The sequence below is a fragment of the Shewanella seohaensis genome, assembly GCF_023283775.1.
Lineage (GTDB): Bacteria > Pseudomonadota > Gammaproteobacteria > Enterobacterales > Shewanellaceae > Shewanella > Shewanella seohaensis.
The window spans coordinates 150,443-175,534 of sequence record NZ_JAKILE010000005.1 but is presented as its reverse complement, the minus strand read 5'-3'; the positions used below and the strand labels follow the sequence as shown (position 1 = coordinate 175,534).

The following is a 25,092-nucleotide window of genomic DNA, read 5'->3' as shown; positions in this document are numbered from 1 at the left end:
AAAGAGAGAAAAACGCGAGGGTGCCAACCTAGAACCTTGCAGGGGGCGGTTATCTCTTCCTATTTGGCACCGCAGTGGCGTTGGCTGCATCACTCACCCCAATCACTTAGCGACTAAGTTAGAAACTAAGCTCATGGGGATTCGTGCAATTGCCACCTTACTGCAGTACCAACTAGCTTGAGATGCTAGGTTGGCGGGGTTGACTCTTGTTAGGCTAGATTAGATTTTGCCTACTAGGTCTAAAGATGGTGCTAAGGTTTCGTCACCTGGTTGCCATTTAGCTGGGCAAACTTCGCCATCGTGAGTGGCAACGTATTGAGCCGCTTGGATCTTACGAACCAGCTCTTGAGCGCTACGGCCGATACCTAAGTCATGGATTTCAGCAACTTTCACTTGGCCTTCTGGGTTGATAACGAAAGTACCACGCAGTGCTAAACCTTCTTCTTCGATCATCACACCGAAGTTACGGCTGATCACGCCAGTTGGGTCAGCCAGCATTGGGAAGTTGATCTTCTTGATGGTGTCAGAAGTATCGTGCCATGCCTTGTGAGTGAAGTGAGTGTCAGTCGATACTGAGTAAACTTCAACGCCCATAGATTGTAACTTAGCGTAGTGATCCGCCATGTCGCCTAATTCAGTTGGGCAAACGAAAGTGAAGTCAGCTGGATAGAAGAATACAACTGACCATTTACCTAACAGATCTTGTTCAGTTACAGGAACGAACTCACCATTGTGGTAAGCAGTGGCTTTGAATGGTTTGATTGTGCTGTTGATAATTGACTGAGTCATTTTATGCTTCCATTTAGTTGATTATGGTGAATTAAGTACGAGGCACTTAACTTGTGTCCCGTTGATGTGAAGCATATTACCCAGCCCAGAATGATAAATATAACGCATAAAAACTATCATCCTAATCGGTTTTATCGAATTTAGCGGGTTTGAGATCGAGGATTAATCGATTTTTTCAGTACAGGCGCGCCCTAGCGGCTAATTGATTGTTTACTTTAATGAAGTGGCACAAGTGCAGGGCAATAAAAAAGGGATATCGACGATATCCCTTAATCTAGCTTCTCAAACCAGCCACAGACTCGGCTTGAGTGGGTTTGGATCTAGTTAACTCACAATATAGCGTTAGTTTTGCGCCTTAGGCTGAGTTAACCAAGTGCTGAGCAGGCGCACGCCATAGCCCGTGGCGCCAGCTGGCACGACGGCGGTATCGGTGGCGGTTAAGGCGTTGCCAGCGATATCGAGGTGAGCCCAAGGTTGCTCACCCGCAAAGCGTTTGAGGAACATGGCGGCAGACGATGCCCCCGCGCTGCCCTCTTTACCAGTATTCTTTAAATCGGCGATGGTGGATTTCAGCTCATCGTCGTAGGCTTGATCTAACGGCAAGCGCCAGACTTTTTCACCCACCTGTTGACCCGCAAAGGTGAGCTGCTGCACCAGCGGCTCCGAATCGGTAAACAATCCCGCATAAACGCTACCCAGCGCGCCCACTTTCGAGCCTGTGAGGGTCGCCACATCGACGATAATCGAAGGGCGATAATTCTCACGGGCATACCAGAGGCCGTCGGCTAATACTAAACGGCCTTCGGCATCGGTGTTGAGCACTTCAACCGTGAGACCTTGAGCGGTTTTAATCACATCGCCTGGGATCATCGCATGTCCCGACACCATGTTTTCCGCCATCGGCATAATCGCGACTAGGTTTACCGGCGCCTTTTGAATGGCCATGGCTTTGACTGTACCGAGCACGGTCGCCGCGCCCGCCATATCGGACTTCATCCGCGCGATAGAGGTACCTGTGGCCTTGATATTGTAGCCGCCAGAGTCGAAGGTAATGCCTTTACCCACCAGAGCAATCGGCGCTTCTTTGCTGCCGGGCCAGTGGGCGACAACCAACTTAGGCGGACGCTCGCTGCCTTTACCCACAGCCGCTAAGGCGCCGAGGTTTAAGCGTTCAATGTCTTTGGCTTCAAGTACTGTGACTTTTACGCCGAGGGACTTAAGTTTACGCGCCTCGTTAGCAAAGCTTTCGGGATACATGATCCCAGCCGGGGCATTGGTGAGATCCCGCGCTAAAAACACACCCGCTTCGATAGCTTGCAGATTCTTATGGTGTTTTTGGTTTTGGCTTAAGTCATCAACCCCGATTTGATAGTTCTTCTCGGCGCGATTGCTGGCTTTAAATTGAGTGTAACGGTAGCTGCGCAGCTCAATGCCGTGGGCCAGTTCTGAGCCAAATAGCGGCGTGTTACTTAAGCCTTGGGTCAGCACACGCACTGTCGCTTGAGGCACGGTTTCAAGCTTGGCGGCAATATTGCCACCTAATGTATTGATTTCACCGGGTGTTAAGGTTTTTGCATCGCCAATCCCAACCAATAATACTCGCTTAGCGTCGATTTCGCTCGGGACTAGGATTTCGAGGATTTCACCGCGTTTACCCGCAAAACTGTTGTCGGCGACCGCAAGGTTAAGTTGGTCTTGAGTCGATTGGGGTAAAAAATCGAGACTATAGGTTGTCGAATCAGCGCTTTGGAACAGCACTAATGTGTCGGAATTGAGTGAGTTACGAGTGTCAAAACTAAAGGTTTCGGCGTTAGCATTGAGAGAGTTAAGGCACGCCAGCGCCATAACGCTTAACAAAAATTTATTCTTATTTTTCATGGTGACAGCTCATATCAATAGAGAGTGTGAAGCATAGCAAAGCTGAGTCTTAGGGTTAACTAATTTAAGCCATTTGACTGAGATTAATCTTAAATCCAAGGGCCAAAACGAGTCAGTGAACGTTCAAGGGCAAAATCCAGTTGTTGTGACAGGGTTTGCGCCTGACTTTTCAGCGCCGACGCCCCCAAAGATTGTGGTGTTTGGCTGGCAAAAATCACCCAGTTGCCACCGCTGGTGAGGCAGGCATGCACGTGGGCAAAATGGTGCTGCAGATCGGCGAGTAACTCGCGATTTTGGCTGTGCTCCTTCCAGCAATTCAACACTAAATAACCATTGGGTTTAATTAGCTGTGTGCACTGCTGAAGAAAAGTGGGCGAGAGTTGCCCTGTGTCGACCCCTTTGGCGCTGTAGATATCGGCAAAAATCACATCGACCTTTTTATGCTCGGCCGATGCCATAAAGGCGACGGCATCTTCGTTGATGAGATTAAGCTTTTTGCCAATCGGTAATTGAAAATAACGCTTGGCAAGTTCAATCACCGCCGGGCGAAGTTCAACCGCAGTAAGTTTGATTGCGGCATCGAAGCGGCGCAGGGCATGAATGAGGGCGCCGCCACCAAGGCCGAGTACGATGGCGCTTTTGGGTTGGCAAAACAACAACACCAGTAGCATGCCTTGCACATAGGTATGCTGCGGAATATGCGGTGCGGTTTTAAGAATTTTGCTCTGCTCATCGTTGTCGCCAAAGGACAGCACGCGGGTATCACCATAGTCGAGCACGCGGATCGGCCCTAGGGCATCTTGGGTTTCATGTAGTAAAGTTGCGTCGGCCATAGTACTTATTACTCTATTTGCGTTGGGCTGATTTGGGACTCTATAACTGCTGGTGCAAAAAAGTTAGAATTCAGCTGGTTTCGTTTTTTAAGTGGCTATTATGACAAATCAAATCCTGCTTGCCTGTATTTATCTTGCGGTGTTTCTCTTTTTGCAGCGTGCCTTAACTCAATGGGTGAAAAAACTCTCATTGATGAAGCAGGTGAGTGCCGCCCGTACCAGTCTTGTCACTCGGTTTATTTCCTATGTGATGTTTTTTATCACTTTGTCTTTGATGGCGGTGTCCCTCGGCTTGGGTTATCAGGACGTGTCGCTGTTTGTCTCCTCCGCGTTTGCGGTGATGGGCGTCGCCTTAGTCGCTCAGTGGTCGATACTGAGTAATTTAACCGCTGGTGTGCTGATTTTCTTTGTGTTCCCGTATCGGATTGGTGAACGTATTCGGGTGGTGGATAAGGATGAAGATATCAGCGGAGTGATTATTGAAATCGCGCTGTTTCATGTACTTATCCTCAGGGATAATGGCGATACCATCACTTATCCCAACAACTTGATGCTGCAAAAGGCGGTGTTAAAGCTGGCGGATCAGGCGCCGCTCCACGAGCGTCAAGCATTGCAGGAGGGGAAAAAGCGCTTTGATCTCGAGTAGGTCTTCTTGCATTCGTGCGCCGCAGCAGTACATTTATTAGCAAACTGTTGTCGGCGCCGGGGGAGATACTCAGTTTTATTATCTTCCCGTGAGCTTTACTCTCTTGATGCGTTTTTCATAACAAAATCAGCGTTCTTGCTTACATCCACTCCCTTTTGTTTACCTTGGTTTGTGTCCCGTCGCACGGTTTAGCCCTGCCTAATCCTTAGAATTCATGTTTTTGTTTTTAGCGAATTGGAGCAAACCTGATGAAATCTAAACTCTTAGCTGTGACGATCGGCGCGCTGTTAACCACTCAGTTAACTGGCTGTATGGGACAAATGGGCCTGAGCCAAATGGTGACTAAGGGCAACTTAAGTGCGGTGGACAACCGTTATGGCCGCGCGGGCTTATTTATTCTGTTAAGCCCTGTGTATGGTCTGGCGGCGACGGGCGATTTGTTTATTGTTAACACTATTGAGTTTTGGACGGGTAAGAATCCGATTACCGATAAATCGCCCGCGGTAGTTGATATGCCGGTGGACGCGATTTTTAAGGTGAATCCCCATGTGAGTGATGAGCTGAAATCGGCGCCCGTTAAACTGACTCAGGCGCAAATTGCCTATCCCGATGAGCACACAGTCACTATGACGTTAGCCTACGAAGATGGCAGCTCTCAGTTATTGTCGGGCCGTAAATCTGGGGATGATGTGGACTTCTTCCTCGACGATACGTTTATTACCCGGGTGAGCAACCAAGAGCTGGTGGCCTATAGCCAAAGCCGTCTACAAGGGCAGGTAAGTCCTGAGGTGTAAAGATTAAGAGGCTTAAGCTCTTAAAGTTAAGCATTTAGCTAAGCCAACCCATTAATCATATTGGTTAAGGGGTTGGCTTGATACTTTCGCCTATCTCAATACTCGGTGAAAAAACGCCACGGATTGTTGATACATTTGCAGCGCCAGCGCGGGATCGTAGCGCTCACCCTCATCACGCATAAAGGCATGCTGAGCATTAACCTCTAACCAACTGAAATTGCGGTTTTTAGCCATCAACTGTTGGTGGATCAATACCCGCCCTTCGGGTGATACATGGGGATCTTGCTTGCCAAATACTAACACTAATTCCCCTTGAATATCGCCGCTGCGACTCAGTGAATCATTGCTATAGGCGCAGGGCAGGGTATTAGAGTGAATGTCGGTCGGATAGAGGCAAAACGCCCCCAAAATCTCAGGATTGAGTGCGGCGCGGTAGGCTAAGTGGCCGCCAATACACACGCCCATGCTGCCGACTTTACTGGTGCAATAACTTTGCTGGCGGGCAAAATCGATAAGGGCTTGGGTGTCGCTGTCGTGCTGCTCTAAGGGCTTGGCAAATTTATCGGCATTGCCTTTATCTTTACCTACATCATCGTAGGCCAGCACTGTGCCTATCGGATTAAGCTCATGGAAGACTTCTGGCACTAACACCACAAAACCATGGCCAGCGAGGATAGTTGCAGTGCGGGCAATGGGCGCAGTTTGCTGAAAAATCTCAGAATAGAAGAGGATACAGGGGAATTGCCCTGGGGCATCTGGGCGATAGACATAAGTGCGCATCGGCCCTGTGGGCGTGTTGATATCCTGAGTTTGCTGAGTCACTAACATATTTAGTTTCCTCTGTGAGGCTTCAATGTTGAAGCCTCACTTTAGCAGTCAGGTATGGTTCTGTCAGTTAAAACAGTTCGTTACCAGAGCGCTCGCCCGCGAGTAGGGCTTTGACATTGCTCAGGGTTGTGTGTGCAATCGCGCCCAGCGCTTCTTCGGTGAGGAAGGCTTGGTGACCGGTAAAAATCACGTTGTGGCAGGCGGATAAGCGACGGAACACATCGTCTTGAATGATTTGGTTCGACTTGTCCTCGAAAAACAATTCTTTTTCGTTTTCATACACATCGAGCCCTAAGGATCCAATCTGGCCGAGCTTTAAGGCTTCCATCGCATCGAAGGCGTTGAGCAGACCGCCGCGGCTGGTGTTGATCACCATGACGCCGGGTTTCATCTTGGCAAAGCTTTCTTTATTCAGCAGATGGTGGTTATCGGCGGTTAATGGACAGTGCAGGCTGATAATATCGCTGTTGGCGTAAATGGTATCCAGATCCTGATATTCCACATTGAGCGCTTCTACCGCAGGATTTGGGTAGGGGTCAAAGGCAATCACTTTACAGCCAAAACCGAGCAATACTTTAATCGTGGCGACCCCAATCTTACCTGTGCCTATTACGCCGACAGTTTTGCCAAACATATTAAAACCGACCAAGCCTTCGAGGGAGAAGTTCGCATCACGGGTGCGCTGGTAGGCCTTATGGATTTTACGGTTTAAGGTCAGCATTAAGGCGACAGTATGCTCGGCCACAGATTCGGGGGAATACGCGGGTACGTTGACCACTTGCATGCCTAAGCGTTTGGCGGCGACTAAATCGACATTGTTAAAACCCGCGCAGCGCATGGCAATGATTTTCGTGCCACCTTTGGCAAGCTCGACTAACACTTCTTCACAGAGTGAATCGTTAACAAAGGCGCACACCACCTCAAAACCTTCGGCAAGCTTAACGGTTTGCATGCAGAGGCGATAATCGAAATACTCAATTTGCGCACCAAATGCGGCATTTGTACGGTTAAAATGCTGCATGTCGTAGTGTTTTGCGCTAAAAAATCCAATTCTCATTTCAATCACCTAAAGGTTACATTGTTACTGGCACTGAGTGTATGTGACTCGGCGACGTTTGTCCTCTGGTGATGAATTTACCCCGTAAAAAGAGTGAGCTTTGTCATCAATTGCACAAAAAATCATAAAAAAAGCGAGCCCCTGACGGCTCGCTTGTACTGATAAGCTTGAAGATTCAAGCTGGGCTCAAATGGGTCGTGCTATGTGAGCCTTAGGTTAGTCCCTTAACCTAGAAACGTTCGATATTAGTGATCTTTCGCGTATTTCGCGGCAGATGCACCCGCGATACGGCCGTAGGTCACGATATCAGAGATGGCGTTACCACCTAAACGGTTAGCACCGTGAACACCACCAGTCACTTCACCTGCAGCGTATAAACCGCTGATAGGTTTACCGGTTTTATCGCTCTTCACTTCGGCTTGAGTATCGATAACGATACCACCCATAGTGTGGTGAACCGCTGGTGCGATTTCTAAGGCATAGAAAGGCGCAGTGGCGATTTCACGTGGCAGGTTTGGACGCTCGAATTGTGTGTCTTTACCTGATTTCACAAAACCGTTGTAAGCAGTGACGGTTTTCGCCAGTTCAGCGGCAGGCACATCGAGTTGTTTCGCTAACTCTTCGATGGTTTTGCCTTCTTTAACGATGTTCAAGTGAACATAACCTTCGATAGCTTTTAAGCTCTTACGGATAGAGTCATCGAATACGAGGTAAGCGCTTTCGCCTTTCTGTTGCAGAATCGCTGCAGACGCTTTATCACGGGTCGTGATTTCGTTCATGAAGCGGTTACCGTCACGGTTAACCACGATAGCACCGTTACCACGTACCGCTTCGGTGATCATCACACCACCGGCTGGTGAGTAAGTTGGGTGAGCTTGGATGTATTCTAAGTCACGAGTTGCGGCGCCCGCTTGCTGCGCAACGTCTAAGCCGTCACCGGTTGCACCTGGGTGGTTAGTCGCTTTAAAGCCTTTTAACTTAGGATCGTACTTAGCAACGCGGTCGTTGTTTTTCGCAAAACCACCGGCAGCAATCACGACGGCATCGGCCTTGATCACATAGTAGCCAGTGTATTCACCTTTCACTAAAACGCCGGTCACTTTGCCGCTTGCATCTTCAAGGATGCGGACAACACGGCTGTTTAAACGAATGTCAGTACCACGTTTAACGGCGTTGTCCCACAGCACTTGTGCAACGTGTGCACCCACACCCGCACCACCGGTTGGACGGTGACTACGGTTAACGCTTGCGCCACCCATACGGCCCACGTCAGTCATGTCGGCACCCATAGAGGTTAACCAATCGATAGAGTCTGAAGAGTTGTTGGCCAGGACTTTCACTAATTCAGGATCGTTGATGTTACGACCACCTTTCATGGTGTCGTCGATCATGATTTGTTTCTTATCTTCGATACCTAACTTAGCCTGTGGCTTAGTTTCTGCAGCGTTCATACCGCCGGCAGCCAGTTTAGTGTTACCACCTGGGATAGGTTCTTTTTCTAACAGAATCACTTTCGCGCCTGCATCACGGGCTGAAACGGCGGCAGCAAGACCTGCACCACCTGAACCGATAACCACGACGTCTGTGGTTTCTTTCACGCCAGCGGCAATGGCTTTATCTTGAGCCGCTTTGTCTGCGTCAACAGGCACAAACTTACGTTCCCACTTGCCGCCAAAGGGCATATCGAAGCCGAAGCTATGGCAAGCGTCACAATAAGTCACTGATTTTTCGTGGCCTTTGTGGCAGCTGGTACAAGCGATTTCACCAATTAAGTGAGATTTGTGCGGAGAAACTTTATCTTTTGGCGTTGCAGCGGCCAGTTCTTTTAAATCACCGTGGCAGCTAACGCATTGGGCATTTTCATGGGTCAGGTTGTCGTTAGTCACGCCACCTTTATCTGATACGTGGCAGCTATCGCAGCCGCCCATTTCACCGTGAAAATCGGCTAGTACTTCTGGCGCGGCATAGGCTGTGCCTGCCATTGCACCAGAGATCAGCATGGCTAGTGCTGTTTTTTGAATCTTTCTTGTGAACATAATCGTTCCTCCGCCGTACATTTCATCTACTTAATAAGGGTTATTCATCATGGCGTGATATTTATATTTTACGTGGCTCACGCGCTTTTAGAGTATTCTCCATGAACAAATTTACCACTATCTAAAGAGGTATATGCGTACTTAGGTCACATAACGATTGTTGCAAAAGGAATTACATATTTGAAATGTGCAACATGGCTGAAAATATTAACGAAATTGAAGTTAATCACTCAGTGAATACGGTATAACTTGCGTGAGTTAACATATTTTGATGGGCTAAATTATCATTGCTGAATTGATGTGAGAAAATAAAGGCTTAGTAGGAGTGTTTTATTTTAACGTACTAAATTTTATGGTTTATTTTTGATTTGATTATTTAGTGTAAATATTCGAATATTTATCCTGAGTATTCAGTAAATAATTAAATCTCACCAGTGTTTTTTGAGAATGCAGAATATATTTTTCCAAAATGTTACTTGAGTGGTGCTAAGGGGTTAAATCTATGGCAAGGCAGCAGATGTCTGAAAGACGTTTTTGGGTACAGCGGCTGAGTAAAACAACCCTAAGAGCTTTACATATATTGGGTATTGCCGGAGCGGGCGGCGGAATATTATTGAGCGTCGATAAATCCCTCTGGTTGAATTATTGGTATCTGGCGATGGGGACCGGCAGCATATTGATGTTGTGGGAAATTATTCGAGATTGGCGTTGGTTAATTCAACTGAAAGGCGTGTTAACTCTTGGGAAATTAGGGCTACTTTGCCTATTTGTGCCGCTTGCCAACTACAAGCCTGAACTGTTTATCTTAGTGTTATTTTTATCTGTGATAGTATCCCATGGCCCGTCGGGGCTGAGACACTATTCGATAGTGCATCGCAAACAGATAGACACTAAAAAAGAGATAAAGGGATGACACACGCCACACTCAGCAATGTCTCGAGCTTAATTACCCAGTTTTCATGGCCAGAGCTTACAGGGTTTAAGGTATTGGATTTAGCCTGTGGTTCGGGCCGAAATGGTCTGTGGTTTCTCTCCCAAGGTTGTGAAGTGACCTTTATCGACCAGGATTTGAGTGCCTTGGCTGAGCAGACACACGACAAAGCACATCAATGGCAGTGGAATTTAGAAGACGGCAGCGCGCCTCAGTTACCCCAAGAGTTCTTTGATATTGTTTTAGTCTTTAATTACTTACATCGACCACTGTTCCCGCAAATCGCTGCGAGCCTAAAGTCCGGCGGACTGATTGTGTATGAGACCTTTACTTGGCAACAGGCGCAAATTGGTCGACCTCGCAACCCCGATTTTTTACTCACAGAGAACGAACTGCAATCCGTATTTGCTAACTGGCAACCTTTGCATTACTTTGAAGGTCGGTTAAGCGATGCTGCTGGTACTGAAAGTGCCAAGGCGCAGCTGATCGCACGAAAACCCTAGACGTCACCCCAACGCGGGGCGACTGACCGTATCAGTATTGAAGAAGTGTAAGAGGCCAAGGATGTTCCCGTATCCAGAGCAGTATCGTGTTGCCACGCCACCTTTAACCACGGCGCTGATGGTGGCTTGGGCGCTGTTGAGTCATAGCCTATTAGCCGATGCCAGCCCTTTTGCCTTGTATCCGTTATTTATGTTGTTCCCTGTGGTGATTGGCCTGCATCTGTATTTGATTTGGCTGGCCAAGGGAATGAGTCGGTTGGATCAATGCTTTTACGCCTTAGTGCATATTCCACTCGCGTTTGTGGTGTGGACATTCACCATTATGCATGTCAATGGTAATGCCTTTTCTTAGGGCTGAGCCTGTGGAGCCTCAAGTTAGCCCGTTCAAATGGCTTAACTCCATTCGAATTCCTTAAATAAAAAAAAGCGCCCCGATGTTCGGGGCGCTTTTTATCAATCTCTTGCGGGTGGGTTAGGCCGTAGTGTTGATATTGTGGCCGGTATTTCCCACGGGTTGAGGTGTGGCTGCGTTAATTAAATCAACGGCAATTTGACCTTCCGCCTTTTGCTGCTCTTTGGCTAACTGCGCCACTTTAACGCCAACGGCACCATTTTCTAAGTTAGGCGTGATAGCTTGGGTGTTCAGTGAAATAGACATAACTAACCTCAATTGTAAGCTGAGTCTTTGTATCGGCAAGCTCAGGTTTTACTTTAGTCCTTTATCCCAAGTTTGCCAATCCAAAACCCTGTTATTGCTTATACCGCTTTATTCGCTTTTGCCGTGAGTAACTTACGACTGAGTACTATGATGGCGGTTAAGCCCAATGAACCTAGAATTAATCCCAGTGCCAGCCCAACACTCTGCAGCGCTGTGGGATCTAATACTAGCGCGACACCCATACCAAACATCATCACACCGGACATCAGCTTGAGTGCTTGGCCCTCTTTTTCGGTCAGTTTGCGTTTACCTAAGGTAGCGCTAAACACAATCACAATAATCGCGAGAGGGATTACATAGACAATATTGTATAAAACCAAATACATATAGCGCTCAATGTCCGGCAGGTTATGCATGGATAGCACGCTGGTATAAATCATCGGGAAGCCCGCAGTACAGAGTAGCTCGTAGGCATTAGCCAAAATGGCCAGCACGGTTGAGCCGACAATCAGTGCGCCTAGGCTGCTGGAGTTCGACAGCTTGCCCATGCGTTTGATAAGGCTAGTGCGGTTTTCAGCCGACATCGATAGGGTGACATCGCCCTTTGTGAAGAAGTAATCCTTCACGTTTATCGTGCCTGCGATCAAGGCTAGGATCCCTGCGGCTAGAATGATCATCCCGCCATCACTGCCTGCGCCTAATAGCTGGAAGATGTTTAGCCAGGCCGTCATAAACAGGAAGTAAATAAAGCCTGAGAAGAACACAAAGATACCGCCAACTAACAGCATACGGCTGCGACTCTTAGCGTTAACCATAATCGACAGTAAAAACAGCAGCACGAAGAAGGCGCAGGGGTTAAAGGCATCGACGCCCGCCAGCACTAAGGTCAGCAGGGGAAGTGACATGCTCTCGGGTGTGACTACACCTACAAGTGGTAACTCAACGGGTTGTACTTCGGCTTGGTCAGTACTTGCAAGGCTGGTGGCATCACAGGTGCCTTCGCCTGAGTCGGTTCCACAGGTGCCAAATAGGGGCTCACTATTGGTCGGTGCAACAGCAGGCGTTCCTGTAGTAGGCATATCCGCTTCACTTAGCTGACCGCCAAGGGATAAGTAACAGTTCTTCAGGCGGTTCACTAAAAACTCACCGGTCACCGCCTCGCTGGAATAACCGACAATGGCTTTCTCGCAGCTTGCCATATAAGGCACAGAACGGGCTTCGGTAGTGGTTTTAGCCGCGATACCTTGCCAAATGTCCTGTACGCCAGGAGCCGAAACCATATGGGATTCGAGTTCTATCCAAGGGTATTTCTGCGGCAGCGAGTCGATAAAGGGATGGGCCTCGGCGCAGTGTGGGCAGGTTTTCGACCAAAAGAAATAGAGTTTGATCTTCAGCTCACCTTGGGCGTTCACATAATGCCAAGTTTGATCCGCATTATTGGCTTCTTCGGCCCAGCTTGGTGTGCTCAGCATGGCCAATGCAAGGGTGCATAGTAGAGCGAATTTGGTTAAGTATTTAGTCATAGCGCCTCCACAATAGTGGGGTTATAGGTATTAAAACGGTTCTCTGACTACTACTCTACTGAATTCAATCCCCTTGATTAAATTAAGCTTTAAGAAATGTTAGTTAACTCGCGATTAGCTGTTTTTTGGGAAGTTAGGCAGGTTTATGGGAAGGGATATTCGCGGCAGATAACTAAAAAGCACCCTGAGGTGCTTTTTAGACGATAGTGACTGTTGTCTTATGGGCTTAGTTTAACGCCGCGCCATTCACACTCAGTTTTACATCGATATTATTGCGTGTGGCATTGGAATAAGGACACACTTGATGGGCATGACGCACTAGGGCTTCGGCCTCGGCTTGGGGAAGGTCAAGATTAACCTCTAGGGCGACGGTTAAGGCAAAGCCACCCGCATCATTGGCGCCAATGCCAACTACTGCGCTGACTGGCGCTTCAGTAATGGCCACTTTGCCGATTTTGGCGACATGTAAAACCGCATTAGAGAAACAGGCCGCATAACCCGCTGCAAACAGTTGCTCTGGGTTGGTTGCCAATCCACTTCCGCCCATCGCCTTTGGATAGGCCAGCGCAACATCGAGTAAGCCATCATCGGTACTGACTTGGCCTTGGCGACCGGCTCTGGCGGTAGCTCGAGTTTCATATAATGTTTTCATATTTCGTTCCTTATAGTGTCAAAGATAATTTAAGTTGCGCGCAATTTAATTGTGATAAACTATAATTCGATTTTTACCCTGAATGCAAGTATATTGTGCACAATATACTTAAGTTTTTTGGATCGACTATGCCTAACTCAGAGTTATCATCCTTAGATAAAACGTCGGATACGGCGGAAAATACTCAAGCAGACAATGCCTTATGTTTAGAGAATCAGGTTTGCTTCTCTCTTTACAGCGCCGCGAATGCCATGGTGCGCGCCTATCGTCCTATGCTCGATAAGTTGGATTTAACCTATCCCCAGTATTTAGTCATGCTGGTGTTGTGGCAGGAGCAGGGGATCAGTGTGAAGACCCTAGGGGATAAATTGTTCCTCGATTCGGGGACGTTGACGCCCTTGTTAAAACGTTTAGAGTCGAAAGGACTGGTGAGTCGTGGACGCAGCGACCAAGATGAAAGGGTGCGGGTATTGTCTCTGACAACTGCTGGACAGGCGCTAAAACTCGAGGCGAGTGAGATCCCGCATCTGATGCGCTGTAAAATCGGTGCTGAGATAGAAGATCTTAAGGCGTTAAAAGCCATGTGTGACAAAGCCTTAAAGCAATTGCACGCCAGTATCGAATAGTGTGAAAGCCAATCTGTGATAGCAAGGGAGTGGAACATGGATAAACACACCATCAAGGCGCTGGGATGGATAAAGTCGGTATGAGCTCATACGATATTGCGATTATCGGTGGTGGGATCAGCGGTGTCGGTATCGCCCAATACGCAGCGGCGGCGGGATATTCGACCCTGCTTATCGAAAAAGGCGAGATAGGCGGTCAAACCTCAGCTAATTCCAGCAAGTTGATCCACGGTGGTTTACGATATCTTGAAAGCGGACAAGTGAACCTAGTGCGCAAATCCTTGCAGGAGCGGCGCCATCTGCTCGACTTCGCGCCCAGCTTAGTCAAGCCAGTGCCTTTTTATATTCCCGTCTATCAAGACAGTCAGCGTAACCCCTGGACGATTCGGGCGGGCTTGAGTTTGTATGCGCTACTCAGTGAATTTGATCCGCTCGGCCGCTTTGTGTCTATTCCCGCCGTACATTGGCATCGTTTTAAAGGGCTTAAGCTCTCGGGGTTAAAGGCGGTATTCCAGTATTGGGATGCGCAAACCGATGATAAATTGCTGACCCAAGCGGTGGCCCGTAGTGCCGAGGCATTGGGTGCCCATGTGTATGCCGAGGCGGAGTTTTTACAGCTTAATCACTTGAGTGAGCAAATTGACTTAAGCTTTCGCCATCGCGGCGAAGTGCAACAGATTGAGGCTAAGTTGGTGATTAATGCCGCCGGTCCTTGGGTGAATGAGGTGCTGGCAAAGGTGTCACCGCCCTTGGCTGGCGTTGAGCTGGATTGGGTGCAGGGCGCGCATTTACTGTTGGATTTACCCGCCCCCGACGGCATCCTATATTTAGAATCTTGCTTCGATAAGCGGGTGATTTTTGTGATGCCTTGGTATGGTCAACTGCTAATTGGCACCACAGAAACCGAGCTGACATCTCTAGATACACAGCCTCATGTGACTGAGTCTGAAATAAATTACCTTTTAGGTATTTATCGGCACTACTTTCCTATGTCACCTTCGATTGAAGAACTCAAAATTAAGATAGTGCAGACGTTTTGTGGCGTGAGGGTATTACCTAAACAGGCAAGCTCCGCCTTTGAGCGCCCAAGGGATACCCTAATGCAAACCTCGATTTCTCACCCGAGATTACTGAGTCTCTACGGCGGAAAACTCACGACCTTTAGGAGCACCTCGGCCGAAGTGCTTGAGTGGGTTGAACAAAAACTCGGAAAACGTACTCCCATCGCCGATGTCGATAGTCTGAGATTAAGTTAATCTGGGCCGGATAATCGGCCAAGGCTGCACTTCAAGGTGATTTTTCGGCATAAAAACGCTAAAGTGTGGCGCTTTTTGACTGAGGCCTTAATCCTGTTTGTTATGCTTCAGTTGTCATCCAAATTTCACTCGCCATCTCAATAGATAAGATAGACGGGCACTGCTGTGGGTACGATGCTGTGAGTACATTAGTACAATGTGGGTATTTTGAACGAGGCCAATGCCAATCCTGTCGCCATATTAAGCTCCCTATGGCGCAGCAACTGGCGGCCAAAACCCAAGAATTGCAGCAATTGTTAGCGGCTTTTGTCGATAACGCCGAAGCGCAGTTTTTACCTCCGGTTGTAGGTGACAGCAGCGGTTTTCGTAACAAGGCGAAAATGGTCGTCTTGGGCGCGGCCCATGCTCCTGTACTGGGGATTGTTAGTCCCAGCGGCGAGGCGGTGAGCCTGTGTGACTGTCTGTTGTATCCTGCTGATATGCAAGCCTTACTCCACCGTTTAGAGCGCTTTGTTCAGCAGGCGGGCATTCCGCCTTACCGTGTCGATAAGGCCAAGGGCGAGCTTAAATTTATCCTACTGACGCGCAGCCAAGTGCGTGGCGAGTATATGCTGCGGTTTGTGCTGCGCTCACGAGATGCCATAGCCCGTATCGAGCGTGAATTGCCTGCGCTGATGGCCGAATATCCGCAGATCAAAGTCGTTTCAGTCAATTTGCAGCCTATTCATATGGCCATCTTGGAAGGTGAGGAGGAGATTTTCCTAACCGAAAACACTCGCCTCGAAGAGCGCTTTAACGATGTGCCTTTGTTTATTCGCCCCAAGAGCTTTTTTCAAACCAACCCGCAGGTGGCGGCAAAGCTGTATCAAACCGCCCGTGAGTGGGTGGCTGACTTTGCGCCAGCTTCCCTTTGGGATTTATTTTGTGGTGTGGGCGGTTTTGGTTTGCACTGTGCAGCTAAGGATATCCCATTGACAGGGATTGAAATTGAGGCCGAAGCCATTGCCTGCGCTAAGATGTCGGCGCAGTTGATGGGGCTGGATAACGTACAGTTTATGGCGCTCGATTCCACTGACTTTGCCAAGGGCGATGCGGCGCAAACTAAGCCCGAGTTGATTATTGTCAACCCGCCGCGCCGTGGGATCGGCGAGTCTCTGTGCCATTCCTTAAGTGAATTTGCCCCTAAGGCGATTTTGTATTCCAGCTGCAATCCTAAAACCTTAGCCAAAGATCTCGGCCATATTCGTGGCTATCGGTTAACTAAGGTGCAGTTGTTCGATCTCTTTCCCCACTCGGATCATTTCGAAGTATTAGCCTTATTAGTGAAAGACTAAACCTCAACACGCCATTACTCGGCGTCAGTGTCGGCTTTAGGCGTTAAGGCATCGTCCCAGCTAATGCTGATTTCGGCGCCGCCTAAGGCCTGTGAGCGGCTTAACTCCAGCGTACCATAATGCCAAGTGGCAATTTTCTTGACGATATATAGCCCTAAACCATAGCCACTAGTATCACTCTGCTGGCTATCCCGCTCGAAGGCCGCCACCAGTTTTTTGCCTTTACCCTCAAACCCCGGACCATCATCCTCAACACTAATCCGATTTATGCCTCCTTGCTGATGGAAGTGGACATGGATGTCACGCTGAGCGAAACGCATGGCATTTTGGATCAGGTTTTGAATCGCAATCGTCATCGCAATCGGGTCGAAATGCGCCTGCTGCGAGTCATGGTGAAACACTATGTTGAACTTAGGTTGGTAGATAGCGTATTTGTGGGCCAGCTTTTCCATAAACAAGCTGATGGCTTGCGACTCTTGGCTGAGGGTTTCTTCCTTATGCTCTAGACGGGCAAAAGACAGATAATTTGCAGCAAGCTGTTCAATATCATCGATATCTTCATTTAAGCGATTGGCGTAATTGCTGTCTATCTGTGGCCGAATGATTTCCAGCGCAAAGCGCATCCGTGCAAGAGGCGTGCGTACCTCATGGGAGATGGTGCGTGACAGCTCCTTATGCATCTGGATAAAGTCGACGATTTGGTGACTGACACTGTTAAAAGCCTTAGCAAGCGGGAAAATTGCCGAATGTTTATGGACTTCGTTGGGACGTTTGCGCGGGGCTTGGCCAAATTCGATAGCGGCCTGCTGCAAATGGTTAAGATCTCGAAATACCGGCCAGATCCACCAGAGGGCAACTAAACAGAGTGATGAATATAACCCTAATAAAATCAAACTGGTATTACGCTCTTTGGGCGCAGAGGTTTTCAATGGACCCAGCATCAAGATGTGCTGTTTGTCTTTATCTAAGTGGTAATAATAAAGCTCATTGCTGCTATGGCGCAGGGCGATGGTCGCGCCCTGTTGCAGCGAGTCCTCTAAGTTTTCCGGCAGTGAGAGGGCGCCGATGGGGAGGCGTTGTATCTTCGGAAGCTGCTCATCATAGTTTTGTAGCAGGTCGTCGACGTCGATTTGGTAGTTGTACTCATCGTGGGCAAAATGCTCGGCGAGTTCACCAAAGCTCCAGATCACCAATCCGCAGGACAACAATAAAAATATAAACAAGCGGTAGAACTGAAATTTCATTTCGGTTAAACCTAGCCTTTTTTGGGTAAGTAATTGAATAAATAGCCTTTGCCGTGAATCGTCGTAATGGCTAATCCCGGCACATTGAGCTCATCTAAGCGTTTACGCAGGCGGCTGATTTTTAAATCTATGGCCCTGTCTAAACCGTCATATTCGCGGCCGACCAGCTGTTCGAATAAAAACTCCCGCGATAACACTTTGCCGGCGTGCAGGGCGAAGATCCACAGCAGTGAAAACTCTTTAGTGGTAAAGGAGAGGGCTTCATCCCCCAGATTCACTTGCTGTAGGTTAGGGTCTAAAAATAAGTCGTGTAGCTTAAGTTTACTGCGACTGCTGCTGGATTGTTGTTTGCGCAGGTTGGCCTTAATCCGCGCCAGCAGTAAAGGCGGCACCACGGGTTTGAGCAAGTAATCGCAGGCGCCTAGATTTAATCCCCTAATTTGGTCGGCATGATTATCGAGCGCCGTTAGGAAGATAATCGGGCAGGGATAACTCGCGGCCAACTGCGGATAGCTGCTAAAGCCATCTTGTCCTGGCAGCATGACATCGCAAATGATGAGGTCAAAATCATCGGTATCCTGGCGGATGAGTGCATCTTCGGCATTATCTAAGTGGATAAGCTTAAAACCCTCTTGGGTTAAATAGGTACAGACCAAGTCTGCAAGGGGTTGGTCGTCTTCAATCAACAGGATTTGCAATTGGGGCTCGGACATTGGCGCGCTTGTCATAATAAGTTCCAGTTTAGTCCGCGACGTCTTCTGGGATTGGCGGGTTCAAACTTAGCGACTTTGACTAACGCTGTAGTCACTATGTGGTTGCTTTGCGGATCCCTGAGTTCAAATAAGGCATCTTTTGCGAGGGTCAATTGCACTTGGTATTTAAAATTGAGACTGTCCTCAAAGCAGGTGAGTGCGACCGCTTCCGTAGTGAGCCACACACAGAGTGACTGCGGAATATCCGATTGATACTCAATGAGTAAGTCCAAATGGCAGTCGGGCTTTTCGAGGGTGACGGCACAAGTATTCGGTGTGATTTTTAGCTCGTCGGCGAGGGACGTCAGGCTGACGAAGCAGGCCAAGATTAAGCTGCAATAGGTACAATAGGTGAGCCAGAGTGAGCTTGAATGACAAGGTTTAGAAATCATAGCTAAACCCTACAAAGCCAGAAAAATAGCCGGACTTATCGATCAGCACACTGTCGGTGATTTCTTGCCCTAACCAGGTATATTCTAGGATCCCAACAAAATTCACATTGTCGAAAATGGGCACATTGACCACGGTACGGGCATGGTAATTGATGGCGGCCGAGGGTTGATATTTGGTTCGCAGTGGGCCTTCTTCTTCCTTGGTGAGTTTGTAGTAGTAACTGACGAGGTTTTCACTTTTTCGAATCGCACCGACTTCAAAGCCGAGCGCGCCCCAAGAAAACGCCTGACTGCGTTTTAGCCTGATTTGAATTTCATTACCTTGGTGCACCCCAGTAATATCGTGGAAGTATCCGAGACTCACATCGAGATAGGGTGTCACCCAGGTGGTATTGACTCCACCTAGGTAGGAAAGATTGCGTTCAATTTCCTCAAATTTAACGACTTTTGGATTAATGGGCTGCTTCACTGGGGTATAACCTAAAATATCACTCAGTAATAGTTTATTCAGTCCATCGAATTCGTAGAAAAAACCGTCCTCATTAAAGCGTGTCTGCAGGTCAACAATAAAATTTTCCGACTCATACAGGCTGTAACCTAAGGTGAAGTTCTCGACATAAAAGTTCTCACCGTAGTAATACCAAGTGGGCAATATCCAAGTGTTGACGTTATCCACCTTCGCCCTTGGATTTTCGAGCGCGCCATAACCCGCGGCAAGGGAAATCTGCCAGTCTCCGGCGGAAACTGTTTCAATTTCTTTAGCTTGCAGCGCGGCACTCTGACTTAGTAGTAGTGCGAGCAGTAAGAATCGTTTTTTAACCTTAACTGTCACTTCTTAGATAATCCCCAATGTTGTTCAAATACTTTGCTAAACCGCATTAAGACGAGCCTCAGCCTATCATTTTGTTCACAGAATTTAAGCATAATTATTCATAGTGCTACAAAATGCTACATCTTTGTCTGCAAAGGAATGTGTGAGTTTTGTGTTTTTCTTGTGTTATCGAATTGTACAAAATGCTACGTGAAAGTGTTGAGGTTTTCTCCAGCTTGAGTGCTTAGATGGTATGCCGCTAGGCAGCTGGCCCCTAAAAACGGCTCGCAATAACAATAATGGAGAAAGCAAAGTGAAGCTTAAAATACTAACTTGTACTATTGCTGCCGCCCTTTATGGTGCTGGTGCTATGCAGGCTGCTGCTAGCATAGGCGATGTACATCAACTTAAAGGTTTGCAGTTAACACCAGAGCAAATTGCAAAATTAAATGCCCCAGAAGCCAAGATCGATGATTCAGATATTGGGGTGGGACTCAACCTACAAATTACTCCTCAGGCTAACAAATTCGAATTTGAGGAAGGGTTAACGGGTGAGCAGATTTACATCGTTCGTCTCAATCAAAAACCACTGGCGCAAGTCAGCACGGAACTGCTCGCCAGTTCAGCTACCAGCAAAACCTTTGGCAAATCGTCAAACTCAAAATTATTCGTTGCCGGTCAACCCGCTAGTAGCGCAGTAAAGAATTATCGCAGTCGCTTACTCGACAGCCAAAGACAAGTAATTGCTGACATTCAATCGACCGTGGGTTCACGTCAAGTACGTCAACAATTTACCAATGCGGTCAACGGCTTCTCTATCGCAATGACACAGGAAGAGGCGCAGCGCGTGTCTCAATTAGCCAATGTGTCTTCGGTTCGTCGCTCAAAAACCTATGAACTATTATCGGATGCGGGCCCTGAGCTAATCCAAGCCGACAAGATTTGGTCGGGCGAAGCCACCCCTGATGCGGGTGCCTACAAGGGTGAAGGTATTATCGTTGGTATCGTCGATACCGGGATTAACTCGGATCACCGTTCATTCGCCGATGTCGGTGATGATGGTTACGACCACACTAACCCATGGGGTGCGGGTAACTACATAGGTGACTGTACTAAGAGCGGTTTTGAGACCATGTGTAACGACAAGTTAATTGGCGTTCGCTCTTATCCTGTGATTACCGATAATTTCACCAGTGGTGTTTATGGTGCGACTCGCCCAGCTGTGGGTGAAGACTATCAAGGTCACGGTTCACACGTTGCCTCTACCGCAGCGGGTAACGTGCTGCTGGATGTGGATTATGTCAGCCCTGAAGGCGGCAAAGCCGTATCCGATGGCGCTGTGATTAAACCGAATCTGTTCCCACGCATGAGTGGTGTTGCGCCCCATGCCAACATCGTTGCTTACCAAGTGTGTCATCCTGATAACCAGCTCAATGCGGGCTGTCCGGGTGAGGCGCTGATTGCGGGTATTGAAGATGCAATTAACGATGGCGTTGACGTCATCAACTTCTCAATCGGTGGCCAAGACTCAAACCCTTGGGTTGACGATGTGGAATTAGCTTTCTTATCGGCTCGCGAAGCGGGGATTTCCGTTGCGGTTGCGGCGGGTAACTCTGGTCAACCAGCGGGTTATAAAGAATATTTTGGTCTGATTGACCACGCGTCACCTTGGTTAATGAACGTAGCGGCCAGCACCCATGCTCGCGAAGTGGAAATCACCACTAAGCTGATTGACCCTATGGGCGGCAGTGAAGTGCCAAAATGGAGCGAAATTGTTGGTGGGGCGATTAACGCTACATCCGTCACGGGTATGGTGGTTAACGCTAAAGCCTTTGGTGATGAATACTGTGGTACGCCTTTCCCTGCGGGTACTTTCGATCTGAAAGACGGCGACGGTAATCCAACCGATGTGATCGTCGTGTGTAAGCGTAACAGCTTAAACGATGCCAATGGTATTGCCCGTTCAGCTAAGGCGGATAACGTCAAAGCGGGCGGCGCCGATGGCATGATCATGTATAACTACGCAAACGGCGATGCGCTGGTGCCTACGGCTTCTTACTCTATTCCAAGTATTCATATTACCAAGGAAGAGTGGGACGGTCGTTGGGATAACGGCCTAGCGGGTTATGGTCTAAGTGATTGGCTGGCAAAGGGTAACTACCACATGCTGACCATTTCTGGCACCGCAATCGAACGCACTATCGACCCAGAGCGTGCCGATTGGTTAGCGGCATTCTCCTCTCGCGGCCCAAGCCCATCGACGCCAGAAGCGTTGATCCCTGCAGTTGCTGCGCCGGGTGTGAGTATTTATGCAGCCTTTGCCGATGAGCATCCATTTAGCGGTTCACCTGCTTCGGGCGACTTTGCTTTCTTAAACGGTACTTCGATGGCATCGCCACATGTGGCGGGTTCTATGGCGTTATTAAAGCAAGCACAGCCAAGTTGGAGTCCGACTGAGATCCAATCGGCATTGGCGATGACGGCTGAAAACAAAGTGCGTTACTATCGCTTGGATGACAAGAATGGTGATGTGGCTTTAGCCTCTACTTACCGTGCGGGTACTGGCCGTATCAACGTGGCCAATGCGGTAAATGCGGGCTTTGTGATGGATGAAACCGTTGAGCGCTTTAAAGCGGCGGATCCACACAACGGCGGCGCGGTTCATAAGCTGAACATTCCACAGTTAGTGAACTTTGAATGTAAGCCTAAGTGTCAATGGATCCGTACCATTAAGGCGACTAAAGACGGTACTTGGAGTGTGACCAACGGTGATGTGATTAATTGGAGCGTCGATTCACGTTCACAGTTAGTGCAAAACGGTGTGTCTATTAAAGTATCGCCAAGCGAGTTTACGCTAGCTGCGGGTGAAACCATGGATATCGTGGTCGAAGCATCGATCATGGATACTCAAGATTGGTTTAGTAACGCGGAAGTTGAACTGCATTCAAACCTGATTTTCACTGAAGCCAACGGCAAAGCTTCTGAGGCGCATTGGCCTGTGGTCTTCAAATATGACAAAAACGGTATGCCAGGACGCTTAAGCGCAGTGGCTCATCGTAATGATGCAAACGCTGTGATCAAAGGTATCGATTTACCTGAAGGTGACAACATTCATGGTCGTATCTTTAGCCCTGTGAAAGCGGATGTGAAAACCGTTGTGCTGCCAAAAGATAACGATGGTAACTTCCCATGGAGCAGCAATGCGGATATGACCATCAGTATGGATGAGCGTATCGACGAAGCTACCCATGTGGAAATGATTGATGTGCCAGCGAATGCTCGCCGTTTAATCGTCGAATCCTTTGGTACGACTCAGTCTGAACTCAGTGAAGTTTTAGACAAAGGTAACCTGATCGTTTACGTCGGTAAGGACTATAACGGTAACGGTAAGGCCGATCCTTTCGAAGAATTGCTCTGTGTGTCTAACCACATCCAATACAACAACTTCTGTAATATTAACCAGCCAGAAGAAGGTCAGTATTGGGCGTTATTCTACAACCCAAGAAAAGGCACTGCGGCGAACAACTATTACAATGCGCTGGAAGAAACCTTCCAATATACGACGACCGTTGTAATGGACCAAGTTGCCAGCGATATGAGTGTTGAAGTACCTGCGAGCAATGGTCGCGATCCTGTCGATATCAAAGTTAACTGGGATATGCCAGAGATGAAAGAAGGTGACGTGTACTACTCGTTACTGGACTTTGGTACCTCAGAGGTTAACGCCGGTAACATTGGTAAAGTCGCCTTTAAACTCGAGCGTGGCGTAAATGATGTTCACTTAGACGCAACGCAAACTGCGGCTGTGGCTGGCGATCAAATTCCATTCACCTTCGAAGTGCAACCTAACGATACGGGTGCTGACCGTGCATTTAGCATTGTCGCGAGCATTCCGTCTGGACTCAGCCTACGCCCTGAGGACGTACTGAGCTCTTCAAGCGCGATTGTGCAAGATGTGAAACTGGAAAATGGAAAGCTGACGATCAGCGGTGTTCAACCCGATACCAGCGATCTGGCGCCACGTTACAACGTCACCACTAACATTGATGACGCTATGTGCCGTACGCCAAACTTTGGTAACAAGAAGCCAGGCGGTTACGTGAACTTAGAAGAGTTCTCTATCTACCCAATCTTCAGTGGTTTTGCACCAGTTGAGTATGGTTCTAACGGGAAGGCACTCAGCGGTAAGGATAATAACATCCTGTATCGCAACGGTATTACCTTACCAATCAGCACTGTGTTTGGTGGTGCGTTCGACAGTTTCCACCTGTATAACAACCAAGACAAGATCAACGTTTGGAAGCAGAACGCCTTGGAAATTCGTGGTCACGGTATCGTGTCCTTATTCCAAGGGCAGCCATTCTTCTACCCATACCATGACATCTTCCCATATAACAGCTTCCCATATGCCTCTATCGGTATGTTGTGGCGTGGATATGGCCTAGGTGCGGGGGCAACTCAAGATATTTTGAGTGCGCCATTGATCAATACTACAGCTGAGCGTGCGGGTATCTCTATTGCGAGTACTCAAACCGGTTGGGGTATCTTGGAATACGATAATGCACGTTCTTATAAGCCATTAGGATACGATGCAAACCGTGTTTACCAATGGGAGGAGAAGGACGATAGATTCGACTTCGAGCTTATCTTCAACGTGAACACCCGCTTCGGCGACGGTGAATACGAAATGATGATGGCCTACGATAATATCAACTTTGGTTCTCAAGATGGTCGTGGCTCTATCGGTCTGCAAGGCTTCCAAGGTGGTTTATATAGCTATGGTCCATTACAGAAGTACCTAGGTGAGCAATATGCCTTCAATAATCTGAAGGACAAAATCAACAACGGTTTAGTGATTTGTTATGACTACGTTGGCCCAGAGTCGTCACAGTTTGAAGTGACTGCATGGACTACCGTGAAAAATAACGCCGCAGGCCAAGTGTTGACGGTTGATGCGGTTAGCCAAGTTGAAGGTATGGCCGACATCAGCATGAGCCACACTGTGACTGTGCCATCCAATATCAGCATTGGTGCGATTGCCGACCAAACGATTGCGGAAAACACTAGCTTAGAAGGTCTGAAAGTTGTGTTTGCCGATGAGCAAAACAGCGTGAACAAGATCACCGTAACTGGTGAGCACATCAGCGCTGTAGTGAATGGCAATACCTCTGGTTCAACCATCACTATCACGCCAGAAGCTAACTTCCACGGCGACGTAGAAGTCACAGTGACGGTAAGTGATGTGGAAAACCCAGCCGATGCAGCGAGCACCAGCTTTATGCTGACCGTTGAATCCGATGGTGTTGAACCGACTACTCCAGTGACACCGACTACACCTGAAACACCAGCAGAAGATAGCAGCGGTGGTGCGTTAGGTGGTTTGTCTATGTTACTGGCTCTCGGTGCATTGATCAGAAGAAGAAAAACTCACTAATCTTGAGTTTAACTTCCTAGTCAATTGATATTTATCCTGAATTTAGGATGCCGGCAAATGGATTTTGCCGGCTTTTTTGTTTATGGAATCCGCGATACTTCGAAGATTTCACATT

Annotated in this window: 22 protein-coding genes; 9 read left to right on the top strand and 13 right to left on the bottom strand. The window is 48.2% G+C overall.

What is annotated here, in order from left to right:
* Positions 1-219: 219 nt before the first annotated feature.
* The 3 genes from ahpC to L2713_RS07890 form a co-directional block, all read right to left on the bottom strand.
* On the bottom strand, positions 220-789 hold the full coding sequence (gene ahpC / locus L2713_RS07900; protein ID WP_011621596.1) for an alkyl hydroperoxide reductase subunit C: 570 nt from the start codon (positions 787-789) through the stop codon (positions 220-222).
* 342 nt (positions 790-1,131) lie between these two features.
* The gene (locus tag L2713_RS07895; protein ID WP_248967517.1) at positions 1,132-2,667 is read right to left on the bottom strand and encodes a leucyl aminopeptidase; all 1,536 of its coding nucleotides are present in this window, start codon (positions 2,665-2,667) and stop codon (positions 1,132-1,134) included.
* 89 nt (positions 2,668-2,756) lie between these two features.
* Positions 2,757-3,500, bottom strand: a complete 744-nt coding sequence (locus L2713_RS07890) for a spermidine synthase (protein ID WP_011621598.1) — start codon at positions 3,498-3,500, stop codon at positions 2,757-2,759.
* Positions 3,501-3,600: 100 nt separating this feature from the next.
* On the opposite strand from L2713_RS07890, the gene L2713_RS07885 reads away from it, so the two are divergent.
* On the top strand, positions 3,601-4,146 hold the full coding sequence (locus L2713_RS07885; RefSeq protein ID WP_248967516.1) for a mechanosensitive ion channel family protein: 546 nt from the start codon (positions 3,601-3,603) through the stop codon (positions 4,144-4,146).
* Between the two features lie 248 nt (positions 4,147-4,394).
* Positions 4,395-4,940, top strand: coding sequence for a DUF3332 domain-containing protein (locus tag L2713_RS07880; protein ID WP_248967515.1), 546 nt, complete (start codon positions 4,395-4,397; stop codon positions 4,938-4,940).
* A gap of 90 nt (positions 4,941-5,030) precedes the next feature.
* Here the strand turns inward: L2713_RS07880 and L2713_RS07875 are convergent, their stop codons facing one another.
* From L2713_RS07875 to fccA, 3 genes are all read right to left on the bottom strand, one after another.
* Positions 5,031-5,768, bottom strand: coding sequence for a dienelactone hydrolase family protein (locus tag L2713_RS07875; RefSeq protein WP_248967514.1), 738 nt, complete (start codon positions 5,766-5,768; stop codon positions 5,031-5,033).
* 67 nt (positions 5,769-5,835) lie between these two features.
* Complete coding sequence (gene ldhA, locus L2713_RS07870; RefSeq protein WP_011621602.1) at positions 5,836-6,825, bottom strand: lactate dehydrogenase LdhA; 990 nt, start codon at positions 6,823-6,825, stop codon at positions 5,836-5,838.
* A 245-nt stretch (positions 6,826-7,070) separates the two neighbouring features.
* Positions 7,071-8,861 (bottom strand): fumarate reductase flavoprotein subunit FccA, encoded by a 1,791-nt coding sequence (gene fccA / locus L2713_RS07865; RefSeq protein ID WP_248967513.1) that lies wholly within the window; start codon positions 8,859-8,861, stop codon positions 7,071-7,073.
* A 502-nt stretch (positions 8,862-9,363) separates the two neighbouring features.
* On the opposite strand from fccA, the gene L2713_RS07860 reads away from it, so the two are divergent.
* The 3 genes from L2713_RS07860 to L2713_RS07850 all read left to right on the top strand — a co-directional run bounded on the left by L2713_RS07860 (position 9,364) and on the right by L2713_RS07850 (position 10,647).
* Positions 9,364-9,774: a hypothetical protein gene (locus L2713_RS07860; protein ID WP_126511826.1), complete on the top strand. Its 411-nt coding sequence runs from the start codon at positions 9,364-9,366 to the stop codon at positions 9,772-9,774.
* Positions 9,771-10,295, top strand: coding sequence for a class I SAM-dependent methyltransferase (locus L2713_RS07855; RefSeq protein ID WP_248967512.1), 525 nt, complete (start codon positions 9,771-9,773; stop codon positions 10,293-10,295). The genes L2713_RS07860 and L2713_RS07855 overlap by 4 nt, the downstream gene beginning before the upstream one ends.
* 61 nt (positions 10,296-10,356) lie before the next feature.
* Complete coding sequence (locus L2713_RS07850) at positions 10,357-10,647, top strand: hypothetical protein (RefSeq protein ID WP_011621606.1); 291 nt, start codon at positions 10,357-10,359, stop codon at positions 10,645-10,647.
* 120 nt (positions 10,648-10,767) lie between these two features.
* On the opposite strand, the gene L2713_RS07845 is transcribed toward L2713_RS07850, so the two are convergent.
* The 3 genes from L2713_RS07845 to ohr form a co-directional block, all read right to left on the bottom strand.
* Positions 10,768-10,953 carry a hypothetical protein gene (locus L2713_RS07845; RefSeq protein ID WP_011621607.1) on the bottom strand — a complete coding sequence of 62 codons (186 nt, stop codon included), beginning with the start codon at positions 10,951-10,953 and terminating at the stop codon, positions 10,768-10,770.
* 98 nt (positions 10,954-11,051) lie between these two features.
* Positions 11,052-12,476, bottom strand: coding sequence for a cytochrome C biosynthesis protein (locus tag L2713_RS07840; protein ID WP_248967511.1), 1,425 nt, complete (start codon positions 12,474-12,476; stop codon positions 11,052-11,054).
* Between the two features lie 226 nt (positions 12,477-12,702).
* Positions 12,703-13,128: an organic hydroperoxide reductase Ohr gene (gene ohr / locus L2713_RS07835; protein WP_011627089.1), complete on the bottom strand. Its 426-nt coding sequence runs from the start codon at positions 13,126-13,128 to the stop codon at positions 12,703-12,705.
* A gap of 128 nt (positions 13,129-13,256) precedes the next feature.
* Between ohr and ohrR the strand changes: the two genes are divergently transcribed.
* The 3 genes from ohrR to rlmC all read left to right on the top strand — a co-directional run bounded on the left by ohrR (position 13,257) and on the right by rlmC (position 16,344).
* The gene (ohrR, locus tag L2713_RS07830; RefSeq protein ID WP_089067084.1) at positions 13,257-13,754 is read left to right on the top strand and encodes a transcriptional regulator OhrR; all 498 of its coding nucleotides are present in this window, start codon (positions 13,257-13,259) and stop codon (positions 13,752-13,754) included.
* An 80-nt stretch (positions 13,755-13,834) separates the two neighbouring features.
* Entirely contained in the window at positions 13,835-15,010 is a 1,176-nt protein-coding gene (locus L2713_RS07825; RefSeq protein WP_248967593.1) for a glycerol-3-phosphate dehydrogenase/oxidase, read from the top strand.
* A gap of 179 nt (positions 15,011-15,189) precedes the next feature.
* The gene (rlmC, locus tag L2713_RS07820) at positions 15,190-16,344 is read left to right on the top strand and encodes a 23S rRNA (uracil(747)-C(5))-methyltransferase RlmC (RefSeq protein WP_248967510.1); all 1,155 of its coding nucleotides are present in this window, start codon (positions 15,190-15,192) and stop codon (positions 16,342-16,344) included.
* 14 nt (positions 16,345-16,358) lie between these two features.
* Here the strand turns inward: rlmC and L2713_RS07815 are convergent, their stop codons facing one another.
* Genes L2713_RS07815 through L2713_RS07800 form a run of 4 tightly spaced genes read right to left on the bottom strand, consistent with a single transcriptional unit; the run spans position 16,359 to position 19,564 of the window.
* Positions 16,359-17,588, bottom strand: coding sequence for an ATP-binding protein (locus L2713_RS07815; protein WP_248967509.1), 1,230 nt, complete (start codon positions 17,586-17,588; stop codon positions 16,359-16,361).
* Positions 17,589-17,599: 11 nt separating this feature from the next.
* The gene (locus tag L2713_RS07810) at positions 17,600-18,316 is read right to left on the bottom strand and encodes a response regulator transcription factor (RefSeq protein WP_248967508.1); all 717 of its coding nucleotides are present in this window, start codon (positions 18,314-18,316) and stop codon (positions 17,600-17,602) included.
* Complete coding sequence (locus tag L2713_RS07805; protein ID WP_248967507.1) at positions 18,313-18,732, bottom strand: DUF3019 domain-containing protein; 420 nt, start codon at positions 18,730-18,732, stop codon at positions 18,313-18,315. The genes L2713_RS07810 and L2713_RS07805 overlap by 4 nt, the downstream gene beginning before the upstream one ends.
* A complete protein-coding gene (locus tag L2713_RS07800; RefSeq protein WP_248967506.1) occupies positions 18,722-19,564 on the bottom strand; it encodes a MipA/OmpV family protein in 843 nt (280 codons plus the stop codon). The genes L2713_RS07805 and L2713_RS07800 overlap by 11 nt, the downstream gene beginning before the upstream one ends.
* A gap of 292 nt (positions 19,565-19,856) precedes the next feature.
* Here L2713_RS07800 and L2713_RS07795 point away from each other — a divergent pair, with 292 nt between their 5' ends.
* Positions 19,857-24,977 (top strand): S8 family serine peptidase, encoded by a 5,121-nt coding sequence (locus L2713_RS07795; protein ID WP_248967505.1) that lies wholly within the window; start codon positions 19,857-19,859, stop codon positions 24,975-24,977.
* The last annotated feature ends 115 nt before the right edge of the window (positions 24,978-25,092 follow it).